This is a genomic window from Vibrio sp. R11-SG3-ISO9 (assembly GCF_059834255.1).
In genome coordinates this window covers 107,211-122,193 of record NZ_JCBDGU010000004.1, presented here as the reverse complement: position 1 = coordinate 122,193, position 14,983 = coordinate 107,211, and the positions used below count along the sequence as shown (strand labels likewise).

The window sequence follows — 14,983 nt, the reverse complement described above, 5'->3', positions numbered from 1 at the left end:
CGGCTGCATTACTCAATGCAAAAACAGAGAAACGCCTTGATGAGCAGTTTCCTGAAATCCTACAAGACTTGATTAACATTGTTTATCCGGGCTATCTGCAAATTATTCCAAGCTATACCCCATTTTATCTTGACGTTGAAGCTGAAGAAGCGACAACGAAGGTTGTTCTGAATAAAGGTTCAGAGCTCTCGGTTGTGCATGATGAAGTTGAATCGATCTTCACGCTGGTGGATGAAATGGTGATTGAGCCTTTCCACATCGCGGATATCTCAGCAACAACGGCTCCTTTCAACTTTCCAACGCCGCCAACACTGCGACGTTCAGATTCGGCGATTCAAGTTGAGCTTTCAAGTAATGACCCAGAGCTATTTTTCTCACAAATGGAAATTGGTTCGTTCGATTTTTATGTGAGAGGGTTTGAGAGTAGTTCACGTGGCTTGATTGACCTTCTGTTACTGAATACCGAAGCAATTTCGATTACCAGCGGTGAACAGCAGGTTATCGTCGATCCAAGTAAGTTACGCAGTCGCATTACTGACCCCGATTTTATCTGGCTACCTACTTATGACGGTCACCTAAGCGGCTTCGATATCTTACGAGACTACTTCGCTTACCCAGACAAAGCGGCATATATGCGTATTGAAGATCTCGGTAAAGAGCTTGGCCAGTTTGATACTGACAAGGTTCAGCTCACTTTCTTCATCAAGCAACTACCCGTAGAGTACCTTAGCCTGTTTTCACGAAACGTATTCTTGTTGAACACAGCACCTGCAGTGAACCTGTTCAGTAAACGTGGCGAGCCAATGCGCTACGATTTTTCAAAGCTATCGATTCCGGTGATCGCTGACGCCCAGCAACAAGACCATTTCACCGTAGTTTCAGTTGAGTCGGTGTGTGAAGTGATGTCGACGGGTGAAGTGCCGTTATCGCCGATTTACGCCAGTGGCTATTGGTCTGATACCGATGCGCCGCAATGGCAAAGTAGCCAGCATTGGGACCATAAAGGTCGACGCTGCATGAATTTATCTGTTAGCTATGCGCAGTTACCTGCCGAGCAAGAGGCCGTGGTTTTAGCCACTCAGCTACTGGTTTGCAATGGTAGAGCCCCGTGTTTGATTCCATCTGGAACGCAAGCGAATTCTCTTGCTGCGGTTGATTTGCCGGGCGAGTTTTCCATTTTAAAAACACCGACCGCACCTCAGTATCCATCGCTGGATAATCAGCTAACATGGCGTTTCTTGGCTATGTTGAATGCCAACTTTGCGAGCTTGGTACAAACTGATGACCCAACGGTCGCACTTCAGGATACGCTCCGCTTAACGTGTAATTCCGTGCAATGCCCACAAGCCTACGCAATTAAGAAGGTCTCCTATCGCCACCTCGTAGCTCCAATTACTATTGCAGGGCACAGTATTTTTGCTTCTGGAACCGAAATCGAAGTCGTCGTTGACGATGAAATTCTAGGTGCGGACTTTTCAGTCTTCTCTCAAGTTCTTAACTCAGTGTTTTCGCAATATTGCAGTTTTGACCGTTTTATTCAGGTCTCGGTAGAGCGCTTTGGTAGTGACAATCCGGGCGTGCAGTTCCCTAAAACTCATGGGAGCCAGCTATGTCTATAACTCAGATGACTCAACAAGACGCCGACCACGTCAAAACTCGGTTGCTAAGCCAACCTCATACGTTTGATTTTGTACAAGTGATACGTCTTCTGAGAGCTATGGGCAGCCAAGCGAATCTAGAGTTGTCGCCAGAGGTTATGCCATATGGTGATGCGAGTGAAGTGACGCGTATTCGTCGTAGCGACAATACACTAAAGATTAAGCTTGGCCTTGAGGCGCTGTCTGGGTCAAAAGGGGTAATTCCTGACTATATGTATGCTGAGCTCCTTAACAGCTTGCACCAAGATGACTATGCGCTGCAAAAGTTCATTGATGTGTTTAATCAGCGTTATCTAGAGCTCAAGTTGCATGTCGAAACCAATCGCAACATGCTTCTTAAACAGGAGCGTGACGTGCAAGCGGGTAATGTAGTGGGGCGCTTATCTCAACAAGCGGCACTGGCGTGCATGTTTGCTCTTCCGAATGCAAATCGAGAAAAATCTGACCCGAGTATGTTGCGTCATGGCATGGCATTGGGCAACAAAAGCAGAAACCTCAACGGGCTAAAACGTCTATTGAGTAACTATTTCTCTTTAACGGTGACCCCAGTTGTCGCGCCAGCGTCGTTCTATCGAATCAATACAAAATACCAAACCAAACTTGGTAGTCAGCAAGGTCAAAATCAAAAGTTGGGCCAAGGCTTTTGGTTGGGTTCAACAGGAACTCAAACCTTCAAAGCATTGGAAATTAACATTACACCTAAAACGCGCAGTGAGTATTTAGGGTTATTGAACAACTCACACTTTGCGTCCTCGATGAAATCATTAGTACAAGCCTATTTGCGCGAGAGTCTCGATATTCGACTTTATATGTATGTGAAACGTGAATACATCGATGAGCCAATGCTCTCAAGCCAAAAGAGTGGCCTGAGACTTGGAGAGGCCAACTGCCTTGTGCCTCATAAACGAAAATCGGAATTTCGTAAGATCTTAATTCAACAGGAGAGAGTTTGATGTCACAAATAAAACTAGGGAACCTCGTTTCAAAGCTAGATATTCACCTTAAGTCAGCGTTAGAGGAAGCAGCAGGAGCTGCTATGGCACAAACAGTCACTGCCATTGAGATAGAACATTGGTTGGTTCAACTCATCGCGATGAAGGAACAAAACCTCATCAGCTGCTTGAGCAAGCAAAACATTGATCCTAGCGTTGTGCTCAGTGAACTCACACAGCGCATTAATCGACTGTCTACAGGTGCAGCTGGACAGCCTACGATTAGCCTAGCAACCAGTGAATTGATGGAAAGTGCTTGGATGCTTGCTTCTGTTAATTACGGTCATCAGGAAGTCACCAGTCTTCATTTACTTCTAGCCCTAACTCAGACTGATAACTTAGGGATGAAGAAGTTTTCTTTGGCTGCACTTCAAACTCTATCTACTGAGGCGTTGAACTCTCAAATCAGTTCCCTCAAGAATGTGAAAACACAAGCGGCTTCATCTGGCGCAGCAGCATCAGAAAACGCAGCGGGCGCTGTCGCTGGTGGTGCTCTTGAAAAATACACAGTAAACCTGACTCAACAAGCTAGAGACGGCGAACTTGACCCAGTATTAGGTCGTAACAGCGAAGTTCGTATGGCGATAGACATCTTGTGTCGTAAGCGTCAGAACAACCCTATTTTAGTGGGTGAGCCGGGCGTGGGTAAAACCGCGGTTGTAGAAGGCTTGGCTCATAGCATCGTTAAAGGTGAAGTACCGCCAGCGATTCAAGGTGTTGAAATTCATACGCTTGATCTTGGTTTGCTGCAGGCAGGTGCGAGCATCAAGGGTGAATTTGAGAACCGCCTGAAAGACGTGATCAACGAAGTGAAAAGCTCACCGACACCGATCATCGTATTCATTGATGAAGCACATACACTAATTGGCGCCGGTGGTGCAGCAGGTCAAAACGATGCCGCTAACTTGCTTAAACCAGCCTTAGCCCGTGGTGAATTCCGCTCTATTGCTGCAACGACATGGGCTGAGTACAAGAAGTACTTTGAGAAAGACCCAGCATTAACACGTCGTTTCCAAGTCATTAGCGTTGAAGAACCAAATGCAGAAGATGCAAAACAGATACTGCGTGGTGTTGGTGAAGCTCTACGTGCCCATCATGGTGTGTTTATTTTAGAGGATGCGATTGAAGCCGCGGTTAGCTTGTCGATTCGTTACCTGCCATCTCGTCAGCTTCCGGACAAAGCGATCAGCTTGTTAGACACAGCATGTGCTCGTATCGCATTGACTCAAGGCGCAAAACCAGAGTGTATTGAGAGCCTAGAACAGAATATCAGTTACCTTGAGAGTGAGCGTTCTGCCCTAGAAGCAGAAGGTGCGGTGTTTATTGATAAAGCCGTTGATCATGAAGCGCTTAATCAAAAAATTGAGCAGCAGAAAAGCGAGTTGAATGCTCTTAATGAGCAGTGGGAAAAAGAGCGTGAATTGGTGACAACCATTACTTCATTATGCGAAACGATTGAAAGCAGCCGTCTTGAAGACAATGTTGATACTGAGAGCCAAGCACAACTTAATACCGCGCTAGGTGAACTAAAGCAGATCCAAGGTGAACAACCATTGGTGTTCCCTGTGGTGGATGACCAAGTGATTGCGACGGTTATTGAAAATTGGACGGGGATCCCAGCAGGTAACATGGTTCAAGAAGAGGTTGCTCAGCTGTTGTCTCTTGATAAAGCCTTGCACAAGCGCGTAATCGGTCAAGATGTGGCGATCAGTGAGCTTGCGAAGAGCATTCAGATTTCACGTGCAGGTCTAACCGATAGCCGTAAGCCAGTTGGCGTGTTCTTGATGTGTGGTCCAAGTGGTGTGGGTAAAACTGAAACCGCAATGGCACTTGCTGACGAAGTGTTCGGTGGTGGTGATAACCTGACCATTATCAACATGACCGAGTTTAAAGAAGAGCACAAAATCTCCATGTTATTGGGCTCTCCAGCAGGTTATGTAGGGTTTGGGGAAGGTGGTGTATTAACCGAAGCAATTCGTCGTAACCCATACTCTGTGCTGCTTCTTGATGAGATGGAGAAAGCGCATCCGGGCGTCCATGATTTGTTCTATCAAATCTTTGATAAGGGCCATATTAAGGACAGTGAAGGTCGCACCGTCGACTTCAAGAACACCATTATTATCATGACCTCGAACGCAGCCGATCAAGCTATCGTGGACATCTGTGAAGAGCATGAAGATCGTTTGGCTAACGAAGACCTGCTAGAAGAAATTCGTCCTGCACTGCAGCAATACTTCAAGCCAGCGTTCTTAGGGCGAACCACTATCGTGCCTTACTACCCGCTAAATCGCGACGAGCTTAGCCAGATCACAGAGATCAGCCTAAATCGCATCGCCAAGCGCTTGGATGAAAAATACAAAGCGACCTTTGAGTGGGATGAGAAGTTCGTTGATTTTGTCGTGAGTCGAAATACAGACCCAACAACTGGTGGTCGTGCGGTTGAGCAGATTATCAACCGATCTCTAATGCCACAGTTAGCGATTGACTGTATTCACAGACTGAGTGAAGGGCAGAGCATCAATCAAGTCGCGGTGACAACGGATCCTGTGACTGGTGAATTAGTGGTTAACATCACTTAATGGAGAAGGATATCTCAAAGGTGAGCAGTATTATTAGAAACACCTTTTTGTTGCCTAAAACACTTAAGGCTGCGGCGCTCAATACGGCAATGATCATTGCTACTATGGGTGTCGCAACCAGTGCTCAAGCTATTGAACGCTTGACGCTGGCAACACAGATATGGACGCCCTATCAAACCGTGGATGAAAACGGTGAGATAGGTGGCGTTGCCGTTGACCGTGTAAAGTGCGCGTTGCGCCGTATGGGACAACCGTATGAAATTAGAGTAATGCGCTGGGATAAAGCTCAGTTGATGGTGGAAACTGGAGAAATGCACGGTTTCTTCTCTGGTTCAGCGAACAGCCGACGTGCGAAATACGCGACTGCATCGGAGCCTCTTGTGTCGGAATACTTGGCGTGGTTTATCGCGCCAAACATCTATGCCGACATAAATGATGAAACAACCAAGTTTAGTCTGCGATTTGGTGCTAAATTTAATACAAACAAATGGTTATCTTTAAAGCGTGATGGCTATAACGTGATCCGTAAACCACGTGATGCAGATTCACTGCTCCAAATGTTATGGAAAGGCGACTTGGACGTCGCTTATGAATATGAACTTGTTTTTGAAGATTCGTTGAAGAAAGCAGGTATACCGGTCGATTACTTTCAAAAAGTAAGGATCAAAAAACAAGATCTAATGGTTCACTTTTCTAATGACTTCTTGCGTGAGTCCCCAGGATTCTTGGACAGATTTAATCGTTCTTTACGTAAGTGTTATTGAAGTAAGGGTAAGGGAAAGCCATGAATATAAGTTTTCAGTTGATCGAGCTACCTGAAAACGAGCAGGTAGTCAGCCGACAGATATCATTGCCAAGTAGTGGTGGGACTATTGGCCGTTCTTACGAATGTACGGTTCAGCTACCAGACATGAGTCGCACGCTCTCTCGTGTTCATATTGAAGTGCTTCCTCACTCCGAGGGAGGCTTTCAAGTTATCGATCGCAGCGCGAACGGTGCGCAAGTAAATGGTGTTTTTCTTGGTGCTGGTCAATCGGCTAAGGTCAGCGACGGTGACAGTATCCGAATAGGTGGATACTTACTGTTGGTGAGTGACATGCAGGAGCTTTTCTCAAAAGAAGCCAAGCCTGAGACATCAGAGCCGATTCACACGCCACTTGATGAACCCGTATTTGATTTTGCAGGGGTGATTGAAGAGCCAGCAGCAACCGTCTTTGGTGCTGAATCAACGGCTTTCAACGAAATTGAAGAGGCGATTGACACCGCGAGCTCGTTCAGTGCCGATAATGTCGCTGGCGAAGATGTATATGCCTATGACCCGTTTGAGGAGGACGATCTTCTCAATATTACTCTTGATGAAAAATCGAGTAGCGATCCCATCATCATGGCCGACGAGCCGAGCCCTCGCAATTCTTCAAACAAGAGCTCTCAAGAGACTGGTGTGACTTTGAGTAATGGCTCTCAAATTCAAGCACTGGATTCAAGCATAGAGAGGCTTAATCAGATCGTTGAGCATCAACAGTCAGCTTTAACAGCAGCTGTGGATCGTGAACGCTTGGTCTCTTGTATTGAAACCACTTTGGATAAGTTCCTTGCAGACTTTAATCCGCAGCACCTGGAGTCAGAGTTTAATGACTACCTATCTGGGTGGGGCAGTAAAGAGAAGAAATACTGGGGACTGTACAAGAAGCAGTTCGCACGCAAACAGGATCGCGGAGAGTTCAAGCGTAATTTTACCGCGATGCTTTTAGAAGAGTTAAGGGACAAGTAATGGAGACAAAGCAGTTTTTTGTTCGTTGCCTGTCAACTGTAGTGAGTTCATTTTTGATCATGGCTTGTAGTTCAAGCGATGAAAGTGTTTTTCAACCATCGATGTCGGTCAACGTCAAGATGGAAGCGACGAATGATATCAATGCATTCGAAGACGATATAGCAAGACCTTTGGTTGTAAGAGTTTACCAATTAAAAGAAACAGGCGCGTTTGAAAAAGCGGATTTCATTAGCTTGTACGAATCGGACAGCACGGTGTTAGCTGGAACCCTTGTCGACACTAAAGTGTTGGCGCCCGTATTGCCTGAAGAGAAGCGTTCGTTTGTGCTAGAAGTGCAACAAGAAGCCAAAGCTATCGCGGTGTTTGCTGAATTTGCTGACTATGAAGTCGCAGTGAGCAAAGGCTTAGTGGCTTTAGTCGAAGAGCCTGATGAAAACCCAATAATTATTCGAATCTCACAAACAAAGATTGAGATTACTCAGCCTGTTGATAGTTCTTGGTGGTAAGGAGACCTATTTGAAACATCAAAGAAAAGTGGTTTGGAAAGAGGGGATGTTTGTCGCTCCTCAGCATTTTCAGCAAACCGAACGATACATTACGCAATATATTCAGAAGTATGTTGCATTGACGTCAGGCAGTGGCAGTTATGGCGTATCAGCGCTAGAGATCGAATCCAACTACTTGAAGTTAGGTAAGTTTGGCGTCGTAAGATGTAGTGGCGTGTTTCAAGACGGCACTCTATTCGACTGTACTCGAGAGCTACTGATCGAAGTACCCGAAAACACCATCGACAAGTGCATCTACCTTGCATTGCCACTCTCAGTTGAGGGTGAAAACGAATATGGGCCAAAAGAAGAACTTAGACGCTATATCGTCGCAGAGCATAACTTGTTTGATGCAAGTGATGCCGAGCAAAGTGGCATTAAAGCGACACTCGCGGAACCCAATATCCGTTTGGTTGTGGAAGGTGAAGACGTTAATGGTTTAGTGCTGATTCCGATCGCTAAGGTGCTTGAAAGAAGAGGCGATGGGGAAGTGGTTCTCGACCGAGGCTTCATTCCTAGCTGTCTTCAATATGGTGCCTCAACCCAGTTGAAAGAGCGCCTAAAAGAGCTATTCATTTTAGTGCAAGCGCGAGCGAAAAACGTATTGGAACGCATCGGTGTTGGTGAACAGACTAAAAGTGATTTGAGCTTAATGCGCGAATTTATGTGGCTACAAACCTTAAACCGTTGGAGCCCACAAATCCAAATTTTACTATCTAAGCCAGATAGCAACGTTGAGCTTCTGTATGAAAAACTGACTAGTTTTTCGTCTGAGCTTGATAGCTTTACGCCCGCGATTGGTAACGCCAATCACCGTGTTCTAGACAAAGATAACCTTCATCACGCCTTTGGCCCTCTATTTGCGACACTTCGTGAGCAGCTCTCTATGGTACAGAGCGATAAGGTGACTGAGTTTGATTGGGACGTGAATCTGTTTGATAAGCGTCGTCTACTGCGTTTGTCTATTCCAACTTTGCATCAAATGGATGGTCGCAGGTTGGTGTTGTCGGTGAAGTCTTCTATTGGTGCGTCTATGCTCAGCTCGACTTTCCCGAGCGCTTGCACATTGAGTGGTATCAGCTTGATTGCTGAGCTGGTACGTAACAGCCAATCTGGCGTGACGATTAATCCGTTAGCTGTGGCTCCGTCGGAATTGAAAGCTCAAGTGGATTTGGCCTATTTTGAGATTGAAACCTCTCATGAATACTGGCAACAACTTAAGTCGAAAAGAGAGCCGATTGCACTGCATGTCGACAGCCGAGTGCCAGATCTAGAAATAAAACTGTATGCGCTAGGGTAACGTTATGGATGACCTACTCGACGAAGCGACGATAGCGATAGAGACTGACTCCCAATCTAGGGATGCTCAGTCCAATCTCGACTCTGTGCGTTTGGCCAGCCTTAACGCCATAAAAAATCATGCGCGATTTAATATGTTTCAGCGCAAAGGCTTGCTGTTTGACAACGATATTCTGAGTTCTAGTTCAGAGTTGTTATCGCTTTCTGTCTCTATCAAACGGCTTGAGTGCCCAGCAGACATCTACACCTTTAGAACCGGTATTAAAAGCCTGCTTACTGACCTGAAATACAAAGTGGCTAAGCTCGACTACCCACCGTCAGTGGCAGATAAAACCTGTTTCCTATTTGCAGTGATGTTGGATGAACAGATCCTTCACTCGGACTGGGGAGAGGAGTCTGGCTGGGAAAACCAAACCTTGGTCAGCGAACTGTTTGGTATTAAAAACGGCGGTGAACAGTTTTATCTGGTCGCAGAACGCGCATTGCTTCAGCCAGTGTTGCTTCGAGACCTGTTAGAACTCATCTATATCATGATCAAACTCGGCTTCCGTGGTCGATACCGAGTAGAAGGAAAAGAGTTGCTGGGTATTCTGCTACAAAGAATTGAGGAAGCAGTTTTTGCACAAGATACGCAATCCACAGAAGAGAATGCCCACGCTATTCCAAGGCCCCATGCCGCACAAATCAAAAAGGTAAGCCGTCCGCAGAGGCCAGTACGATTAACCAGAGGTTTCTTGTTATTCGCAATGCTTCTGTCATTGACCTGGGCCGGTATTTACTACTGGTACAACTTAACAACGCCACAAAAAGCACAGGCATTTATTCAGCTCCCACAGTTTACCGATAAGTATTACAGCCAAGCGAATATTCAAGAGCAAGAGTTTATCTACACCAGTACCCCAGAGGAGTTGGGCAGAGCACCTAAAATCACGGCTCCGGTTAGCACTATCAGTAATAGTAGCAACGTGAGCGAACCAGTAGCATCCGGTGCTTGGCAGGTTCAACTGGCTACCTTGTCGACCAAGGCGGCGTCTGAAAACTTCTTATCTCGCTATGGGGCAGTATTCCCTAACATTGAAGTGAGGCTGTGGCGAGACAAATACCGAGTTTTAAGCCATGCAGACACAAGAGAACAAGCGGCTGAAATATTGGAAAGTGCCAAGCAGTCTGGAATAACCGATGCCTTTATCACCAAAGCGAAGTAGTAGGGTTAGTTAATGATAAGTAAGAAAAAAGCACTCACTTTTGCCATTTTGCTTTCACTACTTGTGATCAGCTTATTAATTGGTGGTTTGTGGTTATTGGATTGGTATTGGTTAGAGCCGATTTGGGCGGTCGTCGTGCAGATTATCGTAGCGGTTCTAGCCGCAGTGGGTATTGGAGCTCTAATCTATTCTCGACTAAGACGCCCGCCAGTAGACGAAGATGCGAAGAAGCGTGAAGATTGGCGCGAAGAGGAGATCCAACGTACCTTTAATCATGTCTGGCGCAAGCATTCTCGCCTTAGTGCGAACCCTTATCTAATCCCATGGTATGTGCACTTAACGGAAGACATTGAGAACGACCAACTTTGGCTGCAGCAGATGGGGTTTGAGGCGATTGAGCCCGCAGATAACCTACCTGAAGATTTGGTCGCCGTTCGTTTTTGGGCATCAGATGATGCGATCATTGCTACCATTGACCTGCTCCATCCAAAAGAGGGAATGCAGAAGAGCATCAATACGCTGGTGGCATTAATCCTGTCTAAACGTTCAAGACAAGCCTTCAATGGTGTGTTATGTGCTGTTGATTTGGGTAAGTTGATCAATAGTACCGAAATCGCTGTCAGTGAACTAAGCCAGAAATATCGCTCGGTTTTAGAAGATCTGAATAAAGCCGTGGGTTTAACACTGCCGACGTATTGCACGTTTACTCATATGTCACAGATTCAGGACCTGTGTGAGCTATTCTCGCCACTCGAAGAGAGCGAACGTGAACTGCCATTTGGCGCATTACGCGATGTTGAAGAGAGCAAAGAGTACGATAAAGCTTGGTTCGATGAATCGTTTGAAGCGTTAAGTCACTCTCTTACGAACTCTTTAAGTTCATCACTGAAAGGCCAGTTGAACGCGGACTATCGCGACTCTGCTCTGGTTGGTATCTATCAGCTCTCTGCCCTGCGTTATGATGTCGAAGACTTCCTTTCACTCACTTTCAGTCAACATCAATTCGATGAGATCGATCTATTCTTCCGAGGCTACTTCTTTGTCAACGTGGGTGGTGAAAGTGAAAACGTCGACATTATCAGCACAATGCACGCCTCTGAACTGGGTTTTGAAACTCTGTCTAATATTCACACTCAGTCAAAAAGCTTGAGCCTATTTGGAAAAGGCCTGTTCAGAAGTTGTGTTTTAAAAGAAGCGCCTCTGGTTGGGTTTAACAAGAAACGTGAGATCACCTATCGAACAACACGCTGGGTTGTCTCTTGCGGTTTGGTAATCCTGTTTGTGGGTTTTGTCGCTACTATCAAAGCGGGTTTTGACTATCAGCAGGCGTTGGACAACAAGGCGCTCGCGATGTTGGACCGCTATAAAGAAAACCTAGAGAAGAATGCGATTCAACCTGATGATTTGGCATCGCCGGTATTCAGTCTCTATGAGCTTAGAGAAATAGTGCAGCTTTATGATGAAAAGCATCACCCTTGGTACGTTTCTAGTTGGCTGCCAAGCTCTAGCATCTCTGGTTATGTTCATGATGCTTACTTTGGTGAGTTGAACTCAGAGTTACTTACTTTGATGCGCGACTACATCATGAAAGATATGTTCGTGTACAACTCGCTGGATGACAAAGTAAAGACTCTTGAATTGCTTAACCTTCAGCAGATCTTGTACAACCCAGCACGCCACTCTTCAACTTCATTGGTGAATTACTATATTGATGCCTTGAATGAAGAGGGTAGCGGTGATGCAAGTCTTATCAAGCGCTTTAAACTCCTTGCAGAAGATGCGCTTAGCACATCGGCCATCCCGCCTGCGTTTGATGAACAGCTATTAGGCTTGGTTCGCAAGTCTCTATCTACCGATGATGTGAGTGAGTTGCTTTATCAGCATATTTTGCAGCATCGCGATTTTGCACGCCGCGTCGATATTCGTAAGAGCCTGAATCCCGTCTATGAACAAGTATTTACGTTTAACGACGGCTTCAGTGGTTATCTGATTCCTTATGCATTCACACGTGACGGCTTCCAAGATTTAAGTAACGAAACAGGCTTCCAGCTCGCTTCTGAGGCTATTACAGCGTATGAGGGCGTGATGGGGCGCATCAACGGTGAAGCTGAGATGAATCGCATCAACCGTCAATTACGTGAACGTTATATCAAAGACTACATACAATATTGGAATGCGTTTGTTTCGAATGTACAGCTTACTGAAGTATCGAACTGGGGCGGCAGCGAGCAACAGCTGGATCTAGTTACGGACGCTAACTTCTCACCAATAACGCAGTTCTACTCAGTGGTGAGCACCAACACTAACCTCATCAAGAGCACGTTGGAGAGTAAAGAGCAGCAGAAGGAAGAACAGCAGAAAGAAGGTCAGCAAGCTGATGAAACCTCACCACTGCAATCTAACAATGGCTCTGCGATGGAGCGAGTGGCAGAATCGATCACCTATCCGTTCCGTCATATTCACGGTGTGATTCACGCTAACCAAACGGGTCAAAGCTCATTAGATATTGCACTGACTAATCTGACTGCGCTGCGAGATTGGGTGAACAAGTCGAAAGAGATTCAATCGAAAGGGCACTATTTCCTAGAGCAGTTAGAGAATGCAGATTCAAGCAACCCGATTGCACGCTTGCACCTCTCTGCGGATGACTACAATGTTCCTCTGTTGCCTGAACTAATGGACTCGCAAGCGACTCTGGTTAACGGTTTGGCGCTGGATGCGGTTCGTGAAGTGATCAATGAAGATTGGTCTAAGGTGACTCACTTTTATCTGACTCGTTTAGCTAACCACTACCCGATTAAGAGTAATGCTCAGACTGACGTGCTGCTCTCTGATTTTGAAGCCTTCTTTAAACCTGAAGGGGAGTTCGATCAGTTCTCGAAGAAGTATGCGAGTCACTTGGATATGACCATCAGTCGAGAAATCTACCTGAATGGCTTCATTCCTCATCAGTATTTGTCGCTCTCTTGGCAATACCCGTCGTTCAGCGACTCGGTTGAAAGAATCCAGAAGCAACTCTTTACTGGCAAAGATCTGGGGTTCAATTTCTCAATAAAAGCCGTGGAGATGTCACCATCGTTGACGCGATTTGCACTTGAAGCGAATCTGAAATTCTTCGAATATCAAAACGGGCCTAAGCTGTGGCGATTGCAGAGTTGGCCGATTCCAGCAAACCAAATGCAAGATATCTCTGTGATGACGCGTGATACCGAAGGAGTTGTGCAGAGAGAGAAGTTCTCGGGGGTTTGGAGTTGGTTTAGAGTGGCAGAGAAAATGAAAGGCTCCACTCAGGTTGGTAGTAATGAAATATTGTGGCGCTACAGTTCGACTAATGGCGAAGTGAATCTTGAGGTGAAACGTGATGGTATAGGACAACCCTTTGAGCCTGATCTATTCACTAATTTAGGATTCCCAACGTGGCTATAACGATTGAACATCCAGAGTGGCTAGCGAAGTTTTGTAGTCAAACGCTTAACACAAACTGTCCAAACACTGATAAGACGATATCACTCGGCTCTTTGACAAGTATTGAAATGCCCGAGTCTAACAATATGACTGTTTCCGATGGGGCTAGTGAGTCACATCGGCATCAGTTCTGTTTCGATTCAGAGCTTGGCCGCGTCAGAGCAAAATACTCTGAAACCATGATTGAAACTATCATGTTGCAACGTGAGGCGTTATGGCTTTCGAGGCTCAATAGTCAGGGGCTATCAACGCAGCGCTGTCTCGATTTCTATCGAGATGGCTCTCGTGCGGCATTGCTGACTAACTACGTTGAAGGGCAATCGCTTTCAGAGTTGATAAAGCATAATCAAACCAGTGATATTACCGTGGTTGCGAATGTCATTGATCAGCTACTGAGTGAGCTCGAAGAGCTGCATCGATGTGGTTATGTACATGGGGATATCAAACCCTCCAATATTCTGCTATCGGAACAAAATATTGTCTCATTCATTGATTTCTCGAACGCCCGCCGAGTAGGTGATAGTTGGCAAGAACGAGGGATAGAGCAGTATTCGCCGAGTTACACTTACCCAAATAGTGCTTCCTCTCAGTTGCGCCACGGAGAAGCACATCCTGTTTGCGATAGTTACGCAAGTTTGATTACCGTTGCGCTGTTAATTGGTGTTCCTGCAGACGAGCTCCCCTTTGGTTTAGATAGCTCTCAAGTCATTGATTTTTTTCTTGGCTTGCCACAACACGAAACTTGGACGTCGTTACCTAAATTAACTCAAGAAAGTGTTCAACGTCATATCGACAGCGTGATTAAAGATTTAATCTAGAGGTCACTAGGAGTACTTTTAAGGAGTTTAGAGTGATTAAAAATGTGGTGTTTGATGTCGGAAATGTGTTGGTTCGATGGGCTCCGTTAGAAATTGCTCGCCTGACTTTTGGGGACGTTGAAGACTTGGAGCAGCGTGCTCGAGCAGTGTTTCAATCTGAGACTTGGTTAGAGCTAAACAAAGGGCATCTTTCTGAGCAACAGGCCAAGCAGCGCTACCAAGATACGATTGGCTTGTCTGAATTAGAATGTGACAAACTGTTTTACTACGTTAAGCAGACGCAGCTTCTAATATACGGCTCTGTTGATCTGCTTAAACGCATTAAGCAAGCGGGCTATCACGTTTATGCTCTAACCGATAATGTGCATGAAATCGTGGCATACTTGAAAGAGACCTATGATTTTTGGCCGCTTTTTGAAGGTGCGACTGTCTCTGCTGAGCTTGGCTTACTCAAACCTCAACCTGAAATTTATCAATCTCTGCTCACAACCAATAAATTGAAAGCGGAAGAAACAGTTTTCCTCGATGATATGCCTTACAACGTAGAAGGCGCTCAAAAGGAAGGTATGGCGGCGATTCAATTCAAAGACGCACATCAATGTGAACAAGAATTGGAAGCCATGGGTTTAGAATTTTAATCTAGGTAAATAT

General features: G+C 45.7%; 11 protein-coding genes. All 11 read left to right on the top strand.

Features of this window, described 5'->3' with window-relative positions; all coding sequences use genetic code 11:
- The coding region (tssF, locus tag AC6R05_RS01300; protein WP_500646338.1) for a type VI secretion system baseplate subunit TssF at nucleotides 1–1,619 on the top strand (1,619 nt) is incomplete at its 5' end.
- Nucleotides 1,610–2,611, top strand: a complete 1,002-nt coding sequence (locus tag AC6R05_RS01295) for a type VI secretion system baseplate subunit TssG (protein ID WP_500646337.1) — start codon at nucleotides 1,610–1,612, stop codon at nucleotides 2,609–2,611. The genes tssF and AC6R05_RS01295, both read left to right, overlap by 10 nt.
- The gene (gene tssH / locus AC6R05_RS01290; protein ID WP_500646336.1) at nucleotides 2,611–5,229 is read left to right on the top strand and encodes a type VI secretion system ATPase TssH; all 2,619 of its coding nucleotides are present in this window, start codon (nucleotides 2,611–2,613) and stop codon (nucleotides 5,227–5,229) included. The genes AC6R05_RS01295 and tssH overlap by 1 nt, the downstream gene beginning before the upstream one ends.
- Before the next feature lie 20 nt (nucleotides 5,230–5,249).
- On the top strand, nucleotides 5,250–5,993 hold the full coding sequence (locus AC6R05_RS01285) for a substrate-binding periplasmic protein (RefSeq protein ID WP_253895499.1): 744 nt from the start codon (nucleotides 5,250–5,252) through the stop codon (nucleotides 5,991–5,993).
- A gap of 20 nt (nucleotides 5,994–6,013) precedes the next feature.
- Complete coding sequence (locus tag AC6R05_RS01280; protein WP_285466974.1) at nucleotides 6,014–7,000, top strand: FHA domain-containing protein; 987 nt, start codon at nucleotides 6,014–6,016, stop codon at nucleotides 6,998–7,000.
- On the top strand, nucleotides 7,000–7,506 hold the full coding sequence (gene tssJ, locus AC6R05_RS01275; protein WP_152469764.1) for a type VI secretion system lipoprotein TssJ: 507 nt from the start codon (nucleotides 7,000–7,002) through the stop codon (nucleotides 7,504–7,506). The genes AC6R05_RS01280 and tssJ overlap by 1 nt, the downstream gene beginning before the upstream one ends.
- A gap of 10 nt (nucleotides 7,507–7,516) precedes the next feature.
- Entirely contained in the window at nucleotides 7,517–8,845 is a 1,329-nt protein-coding gene (gene tssK / locus AC6R05_RS01270) for a type VI secretion system baseplate subunit TssK (protein ID WP_150870132.1), read from the top strand.
- A 4-nt stretch (nucleotides 8,846–8,849) separates the two neighbouring features.
- The gene (icmH, locus tag AC6R05_RS01265) at nucleotides 8,850–10,049 is read left to right on the top strand and encodes a type IVB secretion system protein IcmH/DotU (RefSeq protein WP_500646335.1); all 1,200 of its coding nucleotides are present in this window, start codon (nucleotides 8,850–8,852) and stop codon (nucleotides 10,047–10,049) included.
- Between the two features lie 12 nt (nucleotides 10,050–10,061).
- Nucleotides 10,062–13,475: a type VI secretion protein IcmF/TssM N-terminal domain-containing protein gene (locus AC6R05_RS01260; RefSeq protein ID WP_500646334.1), complete on the top strand. Its 3,414-nt coding sequence runs from the start codon at nucleotides 10,062–10,064 to the stop codon at nucleotides 13,473–13,475.
- A complete protein-coding gene (locus tag AC6R05_RS01255) occupies nucleotides 13,466–14,332 on the top strand; it encodes a protein kinase domain-containing protein (protein ID WP_500646333.1) in 867 nt (288 codons plus the stop codon). Before AC6R05_RS01260 ends, AC6R05_RS01255 begins: the two co-directional genes overlap by 10 nt.
- A 32-nt stretch (nucleotides 14,333–14,364) precedes the next feature.
- A complete protein-coding gene (locus AC6R05_RS01250; RefSeq protein ID WP_500646332.1) occupies nucleotides 14,365–14,970 on the top strand; it encodes an HAD family hydrolase in 606 nt (201 codons plus the stop codon).
- Nucleotides 14,971–14,983 lie beyond the last annotated feature (13 nt).